This window comes from Labrys sp. HAY1-8F (assembly GCF_056754975.1).
The window spans coordinates 3,045,337-3,063,278 of record NZ_JBPGWZ010000002.1; the positions used below are offsets into that span (position 1 = coordinate 3,045,337).

Here is a 17,942-nt window from a genome sequence, read left to right on the forward strand (position 1 = left end):
CCGCTGCGACGCCCCACGAGAAATTATAAGTGCTACAAAGAGGCCAGGAACGAGCCCGGTTGAAATCTTGGGAGGAGGCGCCGGCGCAGGGAGGCCGGATCGACACCCCCCAAACATAGTCCGATCCCGTTGTGGATCGGCCGGGCTCCAGCCCTCCGGCATGTTCGTCGCCGCGCACCCACTCTCGGGTCGCCAGTCGCCGGGCATGCATTGGTATGTTCGGGGCCGGGCATTTTCGCCTGGCTCGCTTCAGTGCCTTCATCGACTATGCTGCAGGGTTGGCTACACCGGGAAACTGGTCAACAGTCCTCGCCAAAACCACATGGATGATCATGCGCCGGACCGTACGATTCCTACTGAACGATCGCCAGTTCTCGCTCGAGGGCTTCGACCCCACGCTGACGCTGCTGGACTGGCTGCGCAACGAGCGCCGGCTCATCGGCACCAAGGAAGGCTGCGCCGAGGGCGATTGCGGCGCCTGCACCGTGCTGGTCGGACGGCTGCGCCAAGAGGGCGACGGCAAGACCGAACTGCGCTATGAGGCGATCAATGCCTGCATCCGCTTCCTGGCGACTCTCGACGGTTGCCACATCGTCACCGTCGAGCATCTGAAGAAGGCTGGTGGAGGCCTGCACCCCGTCCAGCAGGCGATGGTGGAGCTGCACGGCTCGCAATGCGGCTTCTGCACTCCCGGCATCGTGATGTCGCTGACCGCCCTGTGGCTGGGCGCCGCCGAAGCGCCCTCGCGCGAGCGCATCGAGGAGGCTCTTGCCGGCAATCTGTGCCGCTGCACCGGTTATGGCCCGATCGTATCGGCGCTCGACCGAGCCTATGAGATCGAGGCCACCAGCGCCGACTCGCTGAATGTCGGCCGCGTCGAGATCGCCCGCAAGCTGGCCGGTCTTGCCGACCAGGAGGTCATCGAGATTTCCGAAGGCGGGCGCAGGCTGTTCGCTCCCGCCACCTCGGACCAGCTCGCCGAACTCACGGCCGCCCATCCCGATGCCACGCTGGTGGCCGGTGCCACCGATGTCGGCCTGTGGATCACCAAGATGCTGCTGCGTCCGGCCACCGTGATCACGCTCGGCCGCGTCGGTGAACTCGACCTCATCGAAGACAAGGGCGACCACCTCGTCATCGGCGCCCTGGTCTCGGTCAGCGACGCGCGCGCCGCGCTGGGCGCACTCGACCCGCAGATCGACGAACTCATCCGCCGCTTCGGCTCGGAGCAGGTGCGCAATGCCGGCACCATCGGCGGCAATGTCGCCAACGGCTCGCCTATCGGCGATTCCCCCCGCTCCTGATCGCGCTCGGCGCCAGCGTGACGCTGCGGCGCGGCGGTGAGCGGCGCACCGTGCCGCTCGAGCAGTTCTTCATCGCCTACAAGAAGCAGGACCGCCAGCCTGGCGATTTCGTCGAGGCCCTGATCGTACCCAAGCCCAGGCCGGGCACGCTGTTCCACGTCTCCAAGATCTCCAAGCGTTTCGACGAGGACATTTCGGCCGTGTGCGCCGCCTTCCGCCTTGAGCTGGATGGGGCGGGCCTGACCACTAATGCCGTATTGGCCTTCGGCGGCATGGCCGCCACGCCCAAGCGCGCAGCCGCGGCCGAAGCGGCTCTCGCCGGCCGGGCCTTCAATGCCGAGGCCGCCGAAGCTGCGGCCCTCGCCTTGGCCAGTGATTTCAAGCCTCTCGACGACTGGCGCGCCAGCGCACGCTACCGCTCGACGGTAGCCGCCAATCTGATCCGCCGTTTCCAGGCCGAGACCACCACCGGTTCCGTCCACCGGGTTGCCGGCATCCTCCGGAGTGACGCCCATGCATAAGCCCGTCTTCGCTGCAAATCGCGATCAGGTCACCGGCGGCGTCTATCAATCCACCCGTCACGATTCCGGTCACAAGCACGTGGCCGGCGAGGCGCTCTACATCGACGACATGCCCGAACCGGCAGGCCTGCTGCATGCCGCTCTCGGCCTGTCACACTGTGCCCATGGCCTGATCAAGGAGATCGACCTCTCGGCGGTGAAGGACAGTCCCGGCGTCGAACTGGTGCTTACGGCGGCCGATGTTCCCGGCGTCAACGATGTCAGCCCCTCCAACCATCACGACGACCCGGTCTTCGCCGAGGGCAAGGTGATGTTCTACGGCCAGCCGATCTTCGCCGTGATCGCCCGCACCCGCAACGAGGCGCGCCTGGCTGCGGCCAAGGCCAAGATCACCTATGAGGAATTGCCTGCGGTTCTCGACATCGCCGCCGCCCGTAAGGACGGCCAGAAATCCGGTAGCTTGGACCTCGTCGCCGAACCGATGAGCCTCAACCGCGGCGATCTCGATGCGGCGATGGCTGCCGCCCCCCGGCGCATCAAGCGCTCGATGAATCTCGGCGGCCAGGAGCATTTCTATCTGGAAAGCCACATCGCCCTCGCCGTGCCGGGCGAGGACGGCGACGTCACCCTCTATTCCTCCACCCAGCATCCCAGCGAGATCCAGCATGCGGTGGCGCATGTACTGGATGTGCCGAGCAACGCCATCACCTGCGAGATCCGCCGCATGGGCGGCGGCTTCGGCGGCAAGGAGACCCAGGGCAACATCTTCGCCGCCATCGCTGCCCTGGCGGCAAGGCGCACCGGCCAGGCGGTCAAGCTCAGGCCCGATCGCGACGACGACATGGTCGCCACCGGCAAGCGCCACGATTTCGTGATCGACTACGAAGTCGGCTTCGACGATGAAGGCCATATCCTGGCTGTCGATATCCTGTTCGCCGCCCGCTGCGGCTTCTCGGCCGACCTGTCCGGCCCGGTGACCGACCGCGCACTCTTCCATGCGGACAACGCCTATTTCTATCCGGCCGTGCGCCTCAACGCCCAGCCCTTGCGGACGCATACCGTCTCCAACACCGCCTTCCGCGGTTTCGGTGGGCCGCAGGGTGCGATCGGCGCCGAGCGCCTGATCGAGGAAGTGGCCTATGCCACCGGCAAGGATCCGCTCGAAATCCGCAAGCTCAACTTCTATGGCGGGCCGGGCCGCGACCTCACCCCCTATCACCAGACGGTGGAGGCAGACCTCTCGGCCGAGATCATCGCTAAGCTCGAGGCATCGAGCGACTATCAGGCCCGACGCGCCGAAATCCGCGCCGAAAATGCCAGGCAGAATGCCCAGGGTGGCGTCTTCCGGCGCGGCATCGCGCTGACACCGGTGAAGTTCGGCATCTCCTTCACCAATAGCTGGCAGAATCAGGCCGGCGCTCTGGTGAACGTCTATACCGATGGTTCGGTGAGCGTGAACCATGGCGGCACCGAGATGGGCCAGGGCCTCTACATCAAGGTCGCCCAGGTGGTGGCGCAGGCCTTCCAGATCGATCTCGACATGGTCAAGATCACGCCGACCACCACCGCCAAGGTACCCAACACCTCGCCGACGGCGGCCTCCTCCGGCACCGATCTCAACGGTATGGCGGCGCTGAACGCCTGCAACAACATCAAGGAGCGCATGGTCGCCTACGCCGTGGAGAAGCACGGTATTCCCGCCGACCAGGTCGAATTCCTGCCCGGCCGCGTGCGCGTCGGCAATCGCGAGATCGAATGGCCGGATTTCGTCAAGGAGGTCTATAGCAACCGCATCCAGCTCTCCTCCTCCGGCTTCTATCGCACCCCGGACATCTATTGGGACCGCAAGGCCGGCCGCGGGCGCGCCTTTTACTACTATTCTTACGGCGCCGCCGCCTCGGAAGTCACGATCGACACGCTCACCGGCGAATACCGGGTCGAGCGGGTCGACATCCTGCACGACGTCGGCGCTTCGCTGAATCCGGCCATCGACATCGGCCAGATCGAAGGTGGCTTCGTGCAGGGCATGGGCTGGCTGACCACCGAGGAATTGTGGTGGGACAATAAGGGGCGCCTGCGCACCCACGCGCCCTCCACCTACAAGATCCCGGTGGCTTCGGACCGTCCGCGCATCTTCAACATCGACCTCTTGAACAAGCCCAACCACATGCCTTCGATCCACCGCTCCAAGGCCGTGGGCGAGCCGCCGCTGGTGTTGCCGGTCTCCGTCCTGCACGCCTTGTCGGATGCGGTGGCCAGCATCGGCGACCACAAGATCTTCCCCGATCTCGATGCGCCCGCCACGCCCGAGCGCGTCCTCTTCGCCGTCGAGGCGATGCGCGCGAAGGTGCGGGAGAGGAGCGGGGGCCATGGTTGATCTCGAGATCGGCAAGCTCCTCGCCACGATCGAAGCCGATGGCCGCCAGGCGATTCTGGTCGAGATCGCGGCGGCGCTGGGCTCGACGCCACGCGGCGTCGACGCGCTGATGCTGGTGACATCCCATGCGGTTGCCGGCACCATCGGCGGCGGCCATCTCGAATTCCATGCCATCGACGTGGCGCGTTCCATGCTCTCCGAGGGCAAGGAAGGTTGCGGCCCCAAGGCACAGAGCATGGACCTGCCGCTTGGCCCGATGATGGGCCAGTGCTGCGGTGGCCATGTCACCCTGCGCTTCGCGCCGGTGACCACCAAGGTGGCCGCCTGGCTGGGCGACCATGAGGCCAGGCTCATGGATGCGCGGCCGCCGGTGCTGGTATTCGGGCTCGGCCATACCGGCCGGGCGCTCGCGAGCATGCTCAGCCTGCTGCCCTTCGCGGTGACGCTGGTGGACGATCGCGCCGAGACGCTCGCCGGCCTGCCCGAAAACTGCCGCGTGCGCCATCTGGAGGATCCGGCCGATGCCATCGCGGACGCCCCGGCCGGCGCCGCCTATATCATCCTCACCCATAGCCATGCGCTCGACTACCGGCTGACCGAGGCGGCCCTGGAACGCCGCGATGCCGCCTATGTCGGCATGATCGGCTCCAAGACCAAGCGCAAGCGGTTCGAAAGCCAGTTCCTGCGCAACAGCGGCACCCTGGCCATGCTCGGTGAACTGACCTGCCCGATCGGCGGCGCCGATGTCGACGACAAGCGCCCCGAGATCATTGCCAGCCTGACGGCGGCCGAGCTGGTGCGATGCTTCGCCCAGCGCGCCGCCAGGCTGCAACGCCCCGCCTGGGCTCCGGCCAAGACGGGCATCGCAGCCTCGACCGGCTGATCGCCGGTCTCGTACCGGCCAGACTCCGGCCAGAACCTGACCTGAAGTACCGGCGCCCTTCTCCCGCTCGCGGCGAGGATCGCCTCTGCACGCCCATGCCACAGCAATAAGAATGCCGTCGACACCCTGCTGAGGCCGGTGCGATGGCCGCCAAACTCAGGAGGGAAGACGCCCGATGACAACGCTAACCCAGATCAGCGAGGCGGCCGGCACCGCCTCGGAGCGAACGGCGCGGGTGCACCCCGTCGATGAGGTTCTGCCTTTCGCCAAGCTGGCGACCTATGGCTTCCAGCACGTACTCGCCTTCTATGCGGGTGCGGTGCTGGTGCCGATCATCGTGGCGAGCGCGCTCAAGCTCAGCCCCGAGCAGTTGATCCACCTGATCAATGCCGACCTCTTCACCTGCGGCATCGCCTCGATCATCCAGGCGGTCGGCATCGGCAATATCGGCGTCCGGCTGCCGCTGCTCCAGGGCGTGACCTTCACCGCGGTGAGCCCGATGATCGCCATCGGCCTCGCCGTCGGCGGCGGCACCGAAGGCCTGCTTTCCATCTATGGCTCCGTGCTGGTGGCCGGCCTGTTCACCTTCGCCGTGGCCTCCTATTTCGCCAGGCTGACCCGCTTCTTCCCGCCGGTGGTGACGGGGTCGGTGATCCTGATCATCGGCGTGGCGCTGCTGCCCGTGGCCGCCAACGACATCGTGGTGGGCAAGGGGCCAAACGCGATGCAGGACCCGGTCCTGCTCAAGAACCTCGCCTACGCCTTCGGCACGCTGGCTCTGATCGTCGGCATCCAGCGCGTGTTCACCGGCTTCATGCAGACCGTCGCGGTGCTGATCGGCCTGGTCGCCGGCACGCTGGTGGCCTGGGCCCTGGGCGATGCCCATTTCAGCGAAGTCGCCAATGCCGGCTGGGTCGGCTACACCTCGCCCTTCTATTTCGGCTGGCCGACCTTCTCGATCACCGCCATCCTGTCGATGATGGTGGTGATGATCATCACCATGGTCGAGACCACAGGCGACGTCTTCGCCACCGGCGAGATCGTCAAGAAGCGCATCGCTCCCGAGGACATCGGCCGCGCCATCCGGGCCGACGGCGTCGCCACCTTCATCGGCGGCGTACTCAACTCCTTTCCCTATACCTGCTTTGCCGAGAATGTCGGCCTGGTCCGGCTTACCCAGGTCAAGAGCCGCTGGGTGATCGTTGCCGCCGGCGTGATCATGATCATCCTGGGCTCGCTGCCCAAGGCGGCTGCCATCGTGGCCGGCATCCCGCATCCCGTGCTCGGCGGCGCCGCGCTCGCCATGTTCGCGGCGGTGGCCGTGGTCGGTATCCAGACGCTCAGCAAGGTCGATTTCAACAATCACAACAACATCGTGATCGTCTCGACCAGCGTGGGCCTGGGCATGCTGGTGACGTCGCAACCCTTCGTGGCCAACGCCTTTCCGCAATGGGCCCAGATCATCTTCGGCTCGGGCATCACGCTGGGCGCCATTTCGGCCATTGCGCTCAACATCATCTTCAACCATGTCGGCAAGGTGCACAGCCCGGCCGTGGCCGGCCGCCCCGGCCATACGCTGGTCACCCTCGCCGACGTCAACAAGATGAGCAGCGCCGAATTCGCCAGGACCTTCGGCGGCCTGGTCGAGAATACGCCCTGGGTGCTGGAACGGGCCTATGCCTTGCGGCCCTTCGCCGACACCATCGCACTGCGCTCGGCCTTCCATGACGCCTTGCTCACCGGCTCGGCCGCGGAACAGCTGCAATTGCTGAACTCCTTCGCCGATCTCGGCAGCGAAGGCGACGCAGGCAGTACCTATCTGCTGGATCACGCCGATGCAGGCATCGACAATGAAGATCTGGCCGAGGTGAACAGGCTGGCCGTGGCCTATCGCAAGCATTTCGGCTTCCCGCTGATCATCTGCGCGCATGAAGTCGAGCGCTATGAGCGGGTGCTGGCGACCGGTTGGTCGCGCATGGCCAACTCGCCGACGGTCGAGCGTTCCACGGGCCTGATCGAAATCGCCAAGATCGCCAACCATCGCTTCGACAAGCTCGTCGCCAATGCCAATCCGATCGCCACCTCCCATCTGGTGCAATTGCAGGAGCGGTTCGTGTGAAGCGCCCGGGCGCTTGACGCCAGACGGATCGCGAAGAAAGCCCCCCGCATCGCCTGTCGGGGGCTTTCGGCGTTTGTAATCCTTGCCTCGCGCCGGTGCCGCCCGGGCAGGGTTGTTTGTGACACCCCGATGACGCATGGTCTGCCCGATTCACAATCGAAGGACCGACACGTGGGCGACACCAAGAAGAAAATTTATGAATATCTGATTGAAGGAGCGACGTCGGGTCTGACCGACGAAGAGATCCATGCGTATATTGTAGGCCGTGTCTCCAAGGCGAACAGCAAACGTATCGCCCGGGCAGGTTTCCTCGCCCTCAGCGATCCGGAATTGACTGATCGGAACGTCCTGAACACGATCTATGCTTTGGCCATCAAGCATAGGCTCGCCGGTAGTGGCGCTGAGGAAGCCGAAGAGGCGTCGGAGGAAAGCTCCGGCAAGGCCAATGCCTCCGACTCCAAGGCGGCGAGCCTGCCCCTGCCGGAGAAGAAGCCCAAGAAATCCTGAGGGTTGGCACCGAGAGCCTACGGCCCTCGAACGTGCCGGGAACGGCAGGTCTGCTTGCTGGGTTCGCCCGATTCTGGGCTCGTGCTATCGTTCGTCGAGTTTCAGAGCCTGGCGCAGCGCCACCAGGCTCTGGGCGGCTCCCTTATCCTCATCCCAATAGCGGGTATGGGTGAAGATCCGCCCGATCAGGGGCACCCGCCCGCTTATTCTGACAGCGACATCCCTGACGCCTGTGCCGAAATTGCCGCGAACCGGCCCCGAGATGATATCGCCGAACAGGGCCAGCTTGCCCGGGTCGTAGATATTGGTCCAACGCACCAGCGAGAAGGGGGCCGCGTGGTGCAGCCGCATCGCTGCCGCCGTCGGATCGGGCACAGGATAGGCATAATCGCCCGAGGCTTCCGTGGCCGGCGGGGCACTCGGCAGCCGGCGTGCCTCGACATCCTGCTTCAGGGCCTCGAGATCGCGCGCAATCAGAAATTCAGCATGGGTGAGCGGGCAGCCGAGGGTGACGAGGTCGGAAATCAGCCAGCGTTTCTTCGGGTCTGAATGCGCCTCCCGCAGGCCTGCGAACAGCCCCTTTTGCGCGATTTGATAGGCATCGAGGAGACCGGCGTGGGAGGGTTTTGCATTGAGGTCCTCGCCCGCCTTTCTCACCGCCGCCAAGGCATCCGCCACCCTACCCGCCGGCGCGAATGTCCGTGCCGCATATTCTTCCGCCCACAGGAGCCGGACCAGGTCATAGGCGATGACGCTGCCCAGGCTGTGGCCGACCAGGATGATGCGGTCATACTCGCCGCTCCTCGAGAGTGTCTGCAAGAGTTCGAGGCCGCGTTTCCGAATCTCGCGGCGCGCCTGGATATTGGCAGGCTTGGCCCGAATGTAATGCGCCACATCGCCGAAATAGGCGACGGCGAAGCCGATGAAGATGGCGCTCAGGGCCGTGAAGGCCCAGAGCAACCCCTTCACCCAGCTATCCAGCTTCCAATCGAGGATTTGTGCCAGGCCCTGCAGAGAAAGGAGGCCGATCACCCCGATCGTGGCGATCCAGAGCGCCAGCCAGATGCCACGGACATCGCTGGGAACCCGGCCCGGCCGACGCAGGAGCAGCGACATGAACCAATCGCGCAACTGGGCCGTGGTGGTGCTCGTGGTGAGATCGGCCCAGTAGAATTCAAAGAAATCGACTCGCGGCGCATCGCTTCCCTCGTGATGACCGCCTGACCGGGTGGTGATGCGATAGAGTTCGTAGGAGGCATTGCGTGTGTCCGGTTTCCACCAGACCGGGTTTCCACCCTTCGGCGGATCGTCCCGCCGGCGCCCGTCAATGTCAGGATTGTGAACCCAGACGGCTTCGGCGAAGCCCCGCAGGGTCGCCATGGGCATCTGCTCGCCCATGCCATGGGTGAGAATGACGGCACTCTTGCGACCCGGCATCGCATGTCCCCACAATCAAGGCCTGGCAGTGGAGCCAAGCCTTGCCCGGGGAACAGCAAACGACCGAAGTCGTGACGCCTTCGTGAACGGACCGGGTTTCAGGCCTGGTGGGTGATCCTGCCGTCGCAGATCGTCGCGACCGGACGCAGCGCCGCCAGTTCGGCCGCAGGCGTGGCCTCGATATCGCCGGAGAGGATCACGATATCGGCAAGGTAGCCGGGCTTGAGCCGGCCCTTGCGGTCTTCCATGAACTCGACCCAGGCTCCCTCGCTGGTATAGGCGGCAAGCGTTTCCGTCAGGCTCAGGCGTTGGTCGGGCATGCCGTCCTTCCAGAGCTGGCGGGTCATCGCATCCTGGATGCAGCTCAGCGGCGACAATGGCGAGACCGGCCAGTCTGTTGCAAAGACGATACGCGCGCCGGCATCCTTCAGGGTCCGCCAGGCGAAGGCGAGCGGCCAGCGCGCCTCGCCGATGCGGGTGAGATAGGGTTCCAGGGGCAGGCCCGCCGAGCCGGGCGGATGCGTGGGCTGCATGGACGCCACCGTGCCGAGCTCGGCGAAGCGCTTGACGTCGTCGGGATGGACGACCTCGACATGCTCGATGCGATGCCGGCTGTCGCGCGGCCCGTTGGCCTTGCGCGCGGCCTCATAACCGTCGAGCACGATGCGCACGGCGCCATCGCCGATGGCATGCACGGCCACCTGCAGGCCGAGCCTGTCGGCCTCGACCGCGACGCGCGCAAAATGCTCGCGCGTGAACAGCGGATCGCCCTTCCAACCCGGTTCGTCGGCATAATCGTCCACCATCACGGCGGTGCCGGATTCGGTGACGCCATCGACGAAGACCTTGACGAAATCGCAGCGCAGCCTGTCGTTGTCGAAGCGCCGGCGCCAGTCTGCCGCCTTGGCCTCGATCATGCTCAGATCCATGAAGTTCTTCATGTGGAAGGGCATGCGCACGCGCACCGGCAAGCCATGCTCGCGCTCGATCTGCTCCAGGATTTCGAGCTGGTAGAGATTGCCGTCCATGGCCTGCACGCTGGTGAGGCCGAGTTCGGCGCAATAGGCGAGGCCCCGGCGGATCAGCGCCAGATCGGAAGCCCGCTCCTCGGGCGTGACATGATCGGGATCCCCGCCCGTGCCGATACCGAGATGGTCGCGCCCGGCGGTAACGCCCATCTCCGCCACCGGGTCGATAGCGTTGGTTTCCTTGAGCTCGCCGGTGGCCAGGCCGTCCTCGCCCATGACGATCTCGTTGCCCACCCCGACGTCGCGCCCCTCGAGGATGCCGGCCGCCTTCAGCGCGGCCGTGTTGGCCCAGGCGGTATGGCGATCGGGCGCCAGCATCATGAAGGGCCGATCCGGCAGGATGGCGTCGAGATGGTGGCGGCTGACCTTCTCGGTCTCGGACAGGATGGTGTAGTCGGCCGACAGGCCGACGAGCAGGCGAAGATCGGGATTGGCGGCCGCATAGGCGGTGACGGCCTGCTTCAAGGCCTCGAAGCCTTTCACGCCGAACAGGGAAAGCTGGGTGAGAGACACCGAGCCGCCGAAGATGTGCATATGGGCTTCGTTGAGGCCCGGCAGCACAGTGCCACCCCTGGCATCGATGCGCCTTGTGCCTTCCCCCGCCAGAGCCAGGATCTCGCTGTCGCTGCCCACGGCAAGCAGTCGGTTGCCGGCGACCGCCAGCGCCTGGGCGCGCGAGCGCTCCTCATCCATGGTGAGAATGCGGGCATTGTGGATGATGAGATCGGCCTGCGGCATGTGCCCCCCGGAAATCCTGCCGTTGCAATAAGGCGCGCAACAGAGCCTATTCCGGCAGGCCGGGCAAGCTATTGAGGCACCGCGGGCCTGCCGCGTTTTGGCGCATGCCTCCCCTGCATGCATCGGGACGCAGGATGGTTGAGCGCCATGGCCGATGTCTCTATTGCTAGGACTATTCGCGCCGCTTTCCCGCACCGGCTGCCCGTTGTTTCCTCCATTTCGAAACGAACATCGTTTGACCGACAGATCCTTTGAGAAGCCGTTGCGGCCTTCCGCCGATCCTGAGGCATTGCACCCGCTCCCGGGGGAGCCGCTGATCGATGTCGAGGAGGGGCCGGAACCCGGTGGAGCGAGCCTGACGGCGCGCGTCCTGCTCGGCGTCAGCCTGGTGCTGATCGCCGCCAATCTGAGGGCGGTATTCTCCAGCCTGTCGACCGTCTTGCCGGAAATCGTGCGTGACGCCGGTCTCAATTCCCTGTGGTCGAGCGTGTTGACCACACTGCCGGTGGTCTGCCTCGGCATCTTTTCTTTCCCCGCCCCGAGCCTTGCCCGGCGTTTTTCGGCAGAGCGCGTCATCCTCGCCTCCATGCTGACCATCGCGCTCGGCACGGGTTTGCGCGGCCTCGGCCAGGCCCCACTCCTCTTCGTCGGGTCCTTCCTGGCCGGCGCCGGCATCGCCATGATCAATGTGCTGCTGCCCGGGCTGGTCAAGCGCGACTTCCCCAAGCAGATCGCCCTGATGACGGGGCTCTACACCATGGCGCTGTGCGGCAGCGCGGCCGCTGCCGCGGCCTTTACCGTGCCGCTCGAAAAGGCACTGTCCGGCAGTTGGCCCGCCGCGCTGGCTTTGTGGGGGGTGCCGGCACTCGCCGCCGCCATGATCTGGGCACCGCAGGCTTTCAAGGCGGGCCATGACCACGCTGCCGCCAAGCCGGCCGTCAAGGGGCTGTTCCGTGACAGGCTCGCCTGGAAAGTCACGCTGTTCATGGGCCTGCAATCGGCCATGGCCTATATCGTCTTCGGCTGGATGGCACCGATGCTGCGCGATCGCGGCATGGAAGGCACCAGTGCGGGGCTTCTGGTGTCGGGCTCCGTTGTCGTGCAGATGCTGGCCTGCCTGGCGACGCCGCCTTTGGCCATGCGCGGGCGCGATCAGCGCCTCGTCTGCCTTGTCCTGCTCGCCTGCGGCGCGGTCGGATTTGCCGGCTGCTACTGGCTGCCCCTGTCGCTCACCTGGATCGGCGCCATCTTCTGCGGCATCGGCCAGGGTGGCCTGATCGCGGTGGCGATGACGCTGATCATCCTGCGCTCGCCCGATGCGCATGTCGCCGCCCGCCTGTCCGGCATGGCGCAGGGCTTCGGCTATATCATTGCCGGTTTCGGCCCGCTGCTTGCGGGGCTGCTGCGCGGCATCACCGGCAGTTTTGCGGCACCGACGCTGCTGTTCATCGCCTTCGCCCTCATCGCCGCCTGGAGTGCCCTGGAAGCGGGGCAGGACAAGATGGTGCAGGTGAAGGCTGAGTGAGGCGTAACGAGCCTTCTTCACGCAGTGGAGAAGGCTCGTCGCGGCCGGTTCTGGTCCGCCTCAAGTCCCTGTGTCCGCGATCAAGCCTGACAGTGGCCGGTTCTGGCGTTCCACCTGGGCCTTCAGCGCTTCCAGGGGCATGGCCTCGTCCTTGGCGAATTCGATGAACATCAGGTTGAGATTGTTGAAGAACATCTCGCCGGCTGCGGCCGCGTCTACATCCGCACGGACGGCGCCGCGCCTCTGCAAGGTCTGGACCAGGCTCGAGACCTGCCCACAGAGCCGCCGGTCGAGCTCGGTGTAGCGCCGGCTGAACGGGCTGTCGGGCTGCTGGATCGACAGCGCCATGGCAACCCGCCACATTTCCTTGGACAGATAGACCAGGGAATGGTCGTAATATTGCTCGATCAGTGCCTGCAGGGCCGCCGCGACGGTCGCAGGCGGATTGGCCACGATGCGGCGGCCCGCATCCAGCACCTCCTCTACCTCCATGGTGACGGCGGCGAGCAGGATGTCGCCCTTGTTCTGGTAGTAGTTGTAGAGCGTGCCGACCGATACTTCCGCGCGTTCGGCGATGTCCTCGATCCTGGCGCTATCATAGCCCACGTCCCGAAAGAGCCACGTGGCCGCCTCGAGGATGCGCCGGTTCCTGTCCGCCTTCTGCTTTGCGCGTAGTCCCGCCATATCACCTCCCTTGGCCGCATCCTCTGAATGTGTTCTAAAATTGATATTGACTTAAAAAATGAACTCACTCAATTTCTTTATTAGAGCACCGTCAATGCGTGCCGCCAGCCAGAGGTTTGACATGACATTCGCAAGCCGCGCCCCTGCGCGCCGTCTCCTCCTCGCCACCATCCTCGCCAGCACGGCCGGCCTTTCGAGCATGGCAACCGCCCGTACCGCCGACGAGCTCAATGCCCTGGTCTGGTGCGACCATACCGACCCGGCCCTGATCGAGCCCTTCGAGAAGGCCAACAACGTCAAGGTCAACCTCAAGACCTATGAAGGCACCGGCGCGGGCCTCTCCATCATCGCCCAGTCCCGGCCGGGCGATTGGGACGTGCTGGTGATCGACGCCATCGACGTCAAGCGCGCCGTCGACCAGAATCTGCTGGCCGAAATGCCCGCCGATGCCCTGCCGTTGGCCGACACGTTCCCGGGAGTGCGCATGGAGGCCCAGAACAGCAAGGACGGTAAGATCTACGCCGCCACCGAAAAGTTCGGCTACAACACGATTTCCTACGACAAGACCAAGGTCGACCCGAAGGACATGAAGGACCTGTCGGTGATGTGGTCCGACAAATACAAGGGCCGCATCGCCATCTATGACTATTACATGCCGGTGATGGGCCTGGTTCAGGTCGGCCTCGGCAAGAAGACGGCCGAGCTCTCGGACGCCGACCTGCCGGCCATCCAGGAAAAACTTGCCGCGATGAAGAAGGTCTCCAAGCAGGTCAGCGAGGTCACCGCCTCGCAGACCGCCCTGGCCACGGGCGAAGTCGACATCCTGGTCGGTGGCGGCGAATGGATCACCGCTGCGCTCTCGGCCGAAAAGCCCAATCTCGACTGGACCGTGCCGGACCAGGGCGCCGTGCGCTGGGCGCAGTCGATCGGGGTGATGAAGGATGCCGCCCACAAGGAGCTGGCCCTGAAATTCGTGCAATACATCCTCAGCCCGGAAGGCCAGGCGCGCCTCGCCACCTCCTCCTGCTATTGGGCGATGCCCGCCAACAGACGCGCCGGCGACCACCTGACCGATGCCCAGAAGACGGCCCTGCGCTGGAACGACCAGGCCGGCTATCTCGCCAAGGCTCAGCTCTATCCCGCGCCCAATGCCGATCTCGACAAGAAGATGCAGGACGCCTGGACCGACATGATGCAGCAGTGAGGTTGGAGCGCGGACTTCCAGTCCGCTCTTGAAAACGCCTCGCTTGCAGGATGGGAAGAGCGGACTGGAAGTCCGCGCTCCAAGGAGCCCTCATGACCGCATCCAGTCTCGAAGCAGCCGAGCACCGCAGGGCCTGGGGCTTCGTCCTGCCGGCGCTCGGCTGGACGCTGGCCTTCTTCGTCGTGCCCTTCGGCTTCATGGCGGCGATGAGCCTGTGGTCGCTACAGGGCGGGCAGATCGTCCAGAGCTGGGATCTGAACAACTATCTCGCCTTCTTCCAGAAGGAGTCCCTCCTCAAGGGACTCGTCAATTCGCTGGAAATCACGGCGATGGTGACGGTGCTCTCGGTGCTGCTCGCCTATCCCCTCGCCTGGATCATCGCCGAACGCGTGCCCAAGCGCTATCAGCGCCTCGCCCTCATCCTGGCGGTGCTGCCGTTCTGGACCTCCTATGTGGTGCGTTCCTATGCCTGGCTGCTGGTGCTCTCCAAGGCCGGCGTGATCAACCAGGCACTGCTCGCGCTCGGGGTGATCGGCGAGCCACTCGACCTCGCCTCGACACGCACCGCCACCGTGATCGGTTTCGTGCATTTCTTCGTGATGCTGCTGACGCTGACCATCTATGCCAATCTGATCCAGCTCTCGCCGAACTACCGGCGGGCCGCGGCCGATCTCGGCGCCAACGGCCTGCAGACCTTCTGGCATGTGGTGCTCCCCCTGACCCTGCCCGGCATCATGACGGGAGCGTTCCTCACCTTCGTGCTCTGCATCGGCGACTATGTCACCCCGCAGATCCTCGGCGGCAACAACGAGTTGGTTCTGCCGCAGATCATCATGCTCCAGCTCGGGCGCCGGGCTGACCTGCCCATGGCCGCCACCCTGTCGATCATCCTGATGGTGGTGGTGACGCTGGCCTATGTCGCCTGCGCGCGCTGGCTGAAGATCGAGAGGGCCTGAGCATGACGCGCAAGACCTTGTTCAACGCCCTCAGCGGCCTTTATGCCGTGGCGATCTTCGGCTTCATCTTCCTGCCGGTGGCGGTGCTGGTGCTGTTCTCCTTCCAGGACGGCCGCCTGCCGGTACCGCCGTTCAACGGGGCCTCGCTGCAATGGTACCGGGCCGTGTTCGCCGACGGCAAACTGATGGCGGCCATGCTCAATTCCCTCATGGTGGGTATCGGCTCTTCTGTCGTCGCCTGCCTGCTCGGCTTCCTCGCCGCCTATGCCCTGGCGCGCTACAAGCTGCCCGGCTCGGCGCTGCAACGCGGCCTTTTGATCGCGCCGATGACGGTGAGCTACCTCATCATCGCCCTCGGCCTGCTGACGGTGCTGAACGCCCTGCACCTGCCGCTCTCGCTGTGGACGGTGAGCATCGGCCATGTGGTGATCAACCTGCCGCTGTGCTTTGCCATCATCTATTCCTCGATGGGCGACCACCACATCAACATCGAGCGAGCCGCCCGCGATCTCGGCGCCAGCGACCTCAAGGTGATGGCGCTGGTCACCGCCCCGATGCTCACGCCCTCGATCCTCGCCGCCTTCTTCCTGTCCGTCACCTTCAGCTGGGACGAATTCATCATCGCCTTCCTGCTGTCCCGCTTCGACGTCACCCTGCCCGTCGAGATCTGGAATCTCCTGCGCTCGGGCCTCAACCCCAAGACCAACGCCATCGGCTCGCTGGTCTTCCTCATCTCCATCCTGGTGCTGGTCATCGTCGAACTCACCGTCTTCGGAAGGGCCAAGAAATCATGAGAGAACCGAAATCATGACCGCCTCGGTTTCCGTCCGCAATGCCAGCAAGACCTTCGGGGCCTTCACCGCCCTGGACGATGTCTCGCTCGAGATCGCGGCCGGCGAGTTCATCGTGCTGCTCGGCCCTTCCGGCTGCGGCAAGACCACCCTGCTCTCGATCCTGGGCGGCTTCCTGACGCCGAGCGCCGGGCAGGTGCTGATCGGCGGCAAGGACATGACGAACGTGCCGCCGGCGCGGCGGCCCACCACCACCATGTTCCAGGACTATGCCCTCTTCCCGCATATGCGCCTGATCGACAATGTCGGCTTCGGCCTGCGCATGCGCGGCATGGGGCGGGCCGAGCGCGAGGAGAAGGCGCTGAGCTACCTCGCACTGGTCGGCCTCGACAAGGCGGCCGCCAAGAAGCCGCATGAATTGTCGGGAGGCCAGCGCCAGCGCGTCGCCCTTGCCCGCGCTTTGGCTGTCGATCCCGACGTGCTGCTGCTCGACGAGCCGCTCGGCGCGCTCGACCTCAAGCTGCGTCGCCAGATGCAGGACGAGCTGAAGGCGATCCAGAAGCGGGTCGGCACCACCTTCGTACATGTCACCCACGACCAGGAGGAGGCGATGGCCATCGCCGATCGCATCGTGGTGATGAATGCAGGCCATATCGAAGATTTCGGCCCGCCGTCCCAGGTCTATATGCGGCCGCGCTCGCTGTTCTCCGCCGGCTTCATGGGCGAGGCCAACTTCATTGCCGGTGAGGTCGCCGATCTCTCGGGCGATCAGACCCGCATCGACACCGCCCTGGGCAGTATCGTGCTGCCCTGCGCCGGCTTCACTGCGGGCGAGCCTCGCAGGAACGAGGCGGTGACGCTCTGCATCCGGCCCGAGCATTTCCGCCCGACGGCGGGCGAGGAAGGGCCGATGGTTTCCCTGGGCGAGGCCATAGTCACGGGCGGGGCTTTCTTCGGCACGCATTACCGCTGCCATCTCCAACCCGCCGCCGGGCCGGCCCTGGTCGCGCATCTGCCGCAATCGGCCGGCCTCATGGAGGGGCAGTCTCTGGCGCTTGCGGTCAAGCCCGATGATGTGGTGATCTTGTCCTGACGCGTCCGGACGACGACAGGAAAACGCCCGATGCAGCGGATAAGCCCCGATAAATGGTACGAGGTAAGGCGTCTTGGCGACGACATCACCGCCATCGGCGAGCCCTATATCCAGGAATTCTATCGCTGCAACATCTGGCATGTCCGCGGGCGCGACCGCGACATGCTGGTTGATAGCGGCATGGGCGTGGTGTCCCTGCGCGAATGGGTGCCCGTGGTCACCGAGCGGGACCTGATCGCGGTGGCGAGCCACACCCATTTCGACCATATCGGCTGCCATCACGAGTTCGAATGCCGCGCCGTCCATAGTGCCGAAGCGGATCTTCTCGCCAACCCGACGCGGCAGAATACCCTGGCCGATCCCTATGTTACCGACGAGATTTTCGACGCCCTGCCGCCGGAGCCCTATTGCTCGACCTGCTATGCCGTAAAGCGGGCACCGGCCACACGCCTCCTGGAGGATGGCGATATCATCGACCTCGGTGACCGCGTCTTCGAGGTGATCCACACGCCCGGCCATTCACCGGGCGGCATCGCGCTGTGGGAAAAACGCACAGCGACGCTGTTTTCCGGCGACATCCTCTATGACGGGCCGCTGATCGAGGACACCTACCACGCCAACGCACAGGACTACGTCGCCTCGATGGAGCGGCTGCTGCGCCTGCCCGTCGGCATTGTGCATGGCGGGCATTTTCCCAGCTTCAGCGGCGAGCGCTACCGTCAGCTGATCCGCACCTGGCTCGAAGGCAAGGGCAGGAGTGTGCCGCCGGCGTGAC

13 protein-coding genes and 1 pseudogene are annotated in these 17,942 nt (G+C 65.2%); 11 read left to right on the top strand and 3 right to left on the bottom strand.

Annotated features, from left to right (window positions below; translation table 11 throughout):
* Positions 1-332: 332 nt before the first annotated feature.
* The 5 genes and pseudogenes from xdhA (at position 333) to ACR9ZN_RS23180 (ending at position 7,711) form a co-directional block, all read left to right on the top strand.
* A pseudogene (gene xdhA / locus ACR9ZN_RS23160) lies at positions 333-1,825 on the top strand (xanthine dehydrogenase small subunit).
* A complete protein-coding gene (xdhB, locus tag ACR9ZN_RS23165; protein WP_454811407.1) occupies positions 1,818-4,202 on the top strand; it encodes a xanthine dehydrogenase molybdopterin binding subunit in 2,385 nt (794 codons plus the stop codon). Before xdhA ends, xdhB begins: the two are co-directional and overlap by 8 nt.
* Positions 4,195-5,085, top strand: a complete 891-nt coding sequence (gene xdhC, locus ACR9ZN_RS23170; RefSeq protein ID WP_454811409.1) for a xanthine dehydrogenase accessory protein XdhC — start codon at positions 4,195-4,197, stop codon at positions 5,083-5,085. Before xdhB ends, xdhC begins: the two co-directional genes overlap by 8 nt.
* A gap of 175 nt (positions 5,086-5,260) precedes the next feature.
* Positions 5,261-7,204 (top strand): solute carrier family 23 protein, encoded by a 1,944-nt coding sequence (locus ACR9ZN_RS23175; protein ID WP_434958777.1) that lies wholly within the window; start codon positions 5,261-5,263, stop codon positions 7,202-7,204.
* A 171-nt stretch (positions 7,205-7,375) separates the two neighbouring features.
* Positions 7,376-7,711 carry a hypothetical protein gene (locus ACR9ZN_RS23180; RefSeq protein WP_454811411.1) on the top strand — a complete coding sequence of 112 codons (336 nt, stop codon included), beginning with the start codon at positions 7,376-7,378 and terminating at the stop codon, positions 7,709-7,711.
* Positions 7,712-7,795: 84 nt separating this feature from the next.
* Here ACR9ZN_RS23180 and ACR9ZN_RS23185 read toward each other — a convergent pair whose 3' ends face one another.
* Both ACR9ZN_RS23185 and ACR9ZN_RS23190 read right to left on the bottom strand, forming a co-directional pair.
* Positions 7,796-9,148: an alpha/beta hydrolase family protein gene (locus ACR9ZN_RS23185; protein ID WP_481273273.1), complete on the bottom strand. Its 1,353-nt coding sequence runs from the start codon at positions 9,146-9,148 to the stop codon at positions 7,796-7,798.
* 98 nt (positions 9,149-9,246) lie between these two features.
* Positions 9,247-10,914: an amidohydrolase gene (locus ACR9ZN_RS23190; protein WP_481273274.1), complete on the bottom strand. Its 1,668-nt coding sequence runs from the start codon at positions 10,912-10,914 to the stop codon at positions 9,247-9,249.
* Positions 10,915-11,149: 235 nt separating this feature from the next.
* On the opposite strand from ACR9ZN_RS23190, the gene ACR9ZN_RS23195 reads away from it, so the two are divergent.
* On the top strand, positions 11,150-12,439 hold the full coding sequence (locus ACR9ZN_RS23195) for a CynX/NimT family MFS transporter (RefSeq protein ID WP_481273275.1): 1,290 nt from the start codon (positions 11,150-11,152) through the stop codon (positions 12,437-12,439).
* A 60-nt stretch (positions 12,440-12,499) separates the two neighbouring features.
* Here ACR9ZN_RS23195 and ACR9ZN_RS23200 read toward each other — a convergent pair whose 3' ends face one another.
* Entirely contained in the window at positions 12,500-13,123 is a 624-nt protein-coding gene (locus ACR9ZN_RS23200; protein WP_434958782.1) for a TetR/AcrR family transcriptional regulator, read from the bottom strand.
* A 121-nt stretch (positions 13,124-13,244) separates the two neighbouring features.
* On the opposite strand from ACR9ZN_RS23200, the gene ACR9ZN_RS23205 reads away from it, so the two are divergent.
* The 5 genes from ACR9ZN_RS23205 to ACR9ZN_RS23225 all read left to right on the top strand — a co-directional run bounded on the left by ACR9ZN_RS23205 (position 13,245) and on the right by ACR9ZN_RS23225 (position 17,941).
* Entirely contained in the window at positions 13,245-14,327 is a 1,083-nt protein-coding gene (locus tag ACR9ZN_RS23205) for a polyamine ABC transporter substrate-binding protein (protein ID WP_481273276.1), read from the top strand.
* 92 nt (positions 14,328-14,419) lie between these two features.
* Positions 14,420-15,283: an ABC transporter permease gene (locus tag ACR9ZN_RS23210; protein WP_454811423.1), complete on the top strand. Its 864-nt coding sequence runs from the start codon at positions 14,420-14,422 to the stop codon at positions 15,281-15,283.
* Between the two features lie 2 nt (positions 15,284-15,285).
* Positions 15,286-16,077 carry an ABC transporter permease gene (locus ACR9ZN_RS23215; RefSeq protein WP_441770846.1) on the top strand — a complete coding sequence of 264 codons (792 nt, stop codon included), beginning with the start codon at positions 15,286-15,288 and terminating at the stop codon, positions 16,075-16,077.
* Positions 16,078-16,090: 13 nt separating this feature from the next.
* Positions 16,091-17,167 (top strand): ABC transporter ATP-binding protein, encoded by a 1,077-nt coding sequence (locus ACR9ZN_RS23220; RefSeq protein ID WP_481273277.1) that lies wholly within the window; start codon positions 16,091-16,093, stop codon positions 17,165-17,167.
* Between the two features lie 30 nt (positions 17,168-17,197).
* Complete coding sequence (locus tag ACR9ZN_RS23225; RefSeq protein WP_454811428.1) at positions 17,198-17,941, top strand: MBL fold metallo-hydrolase; 744 nt, start codon at positions 17,198-17,200, stop codon at positions 17,939-17,941.
* Position 17,942: the final 1 nt, after the last annotated feature.

Coding starts and splice junctions, on each gene's coding strand:
- xdhB (WP_454811407.1), top strand. CDS start 1,818: ATGCATAAGCCCGTCTTCGCTGCAAATCGCGATCAGGTCACCGGCGGC.
- xdhC (WP_454811409.1), top strand. CDS start 4,195: ATGGTTGATCTCGAGATCGGCAAGCTCCTCGCCACGATCGAAGCCGAT.
- ACR9ZN_RS23175 (WP_434958777.1), top strand. CDS start 5,261: ATGACAACGCTAACCCAGATCAGCGAGGCGGCCGGCACCGCCTCGGAG.
- ACR9ZN_RS23185 (WP_481273273.1), bottom strand. CDS start 9,148: ATGCCGGGTCGCAAGAGTGCCGTCATTCTCACCCATGGCATGGGCGAG.
- ACR9ZN_RS23190 (WP_481273274.1), bottom strand. CDS start 10,914: ATGCCGCAGGCCGATCTCATCATCCACAATGCCCGCATTCTCACCATG.
- ACR9ZN_RS23200 (WP_434958782.1), bottom strand. CDS start 13,123: ATGGCGGGACTACGCGCAAAGCAGAAGGCGGACAGGAACCGGCGCATC.
- ACR9ZN_RS23205 (WP_481273276.1), top strand. CDS start 13,245: ATGACATTCGCAAGCCGCGCCCCTGCGCGCCGTCTCCTCCTCGCCACC.
- ACR9ZN_RS23210 (WP_454811423.1), top strand. CDS start 14,420: ATGACCGCATCCAGTCTCGAAGCAGCCGAGCACCGCAGGGCCTGGGGC.
- ACR9ZN_RS23215 (WP_441770846.1), top strand. CDS start 15,286: ATGACGCGCAAGACCTTGTTCAACGCCCTCAGCGGCCTTTATGCCGTG.
- ACR9ZN_RS23220 (WP_481273277.1), top strand. CDS start 16,091: ATGACCGCCTCGGTTTCCGTCCGCAATGCCAGCAAGACCTTCGGGGCC.
- ACR9ZN_RS23225 (WP_454811428.1), top strand. CDS start 17,198: ATGCAGCGGATAAGCCCCGATAAATGGTACGAGGTAAGGCGTCTTGGC.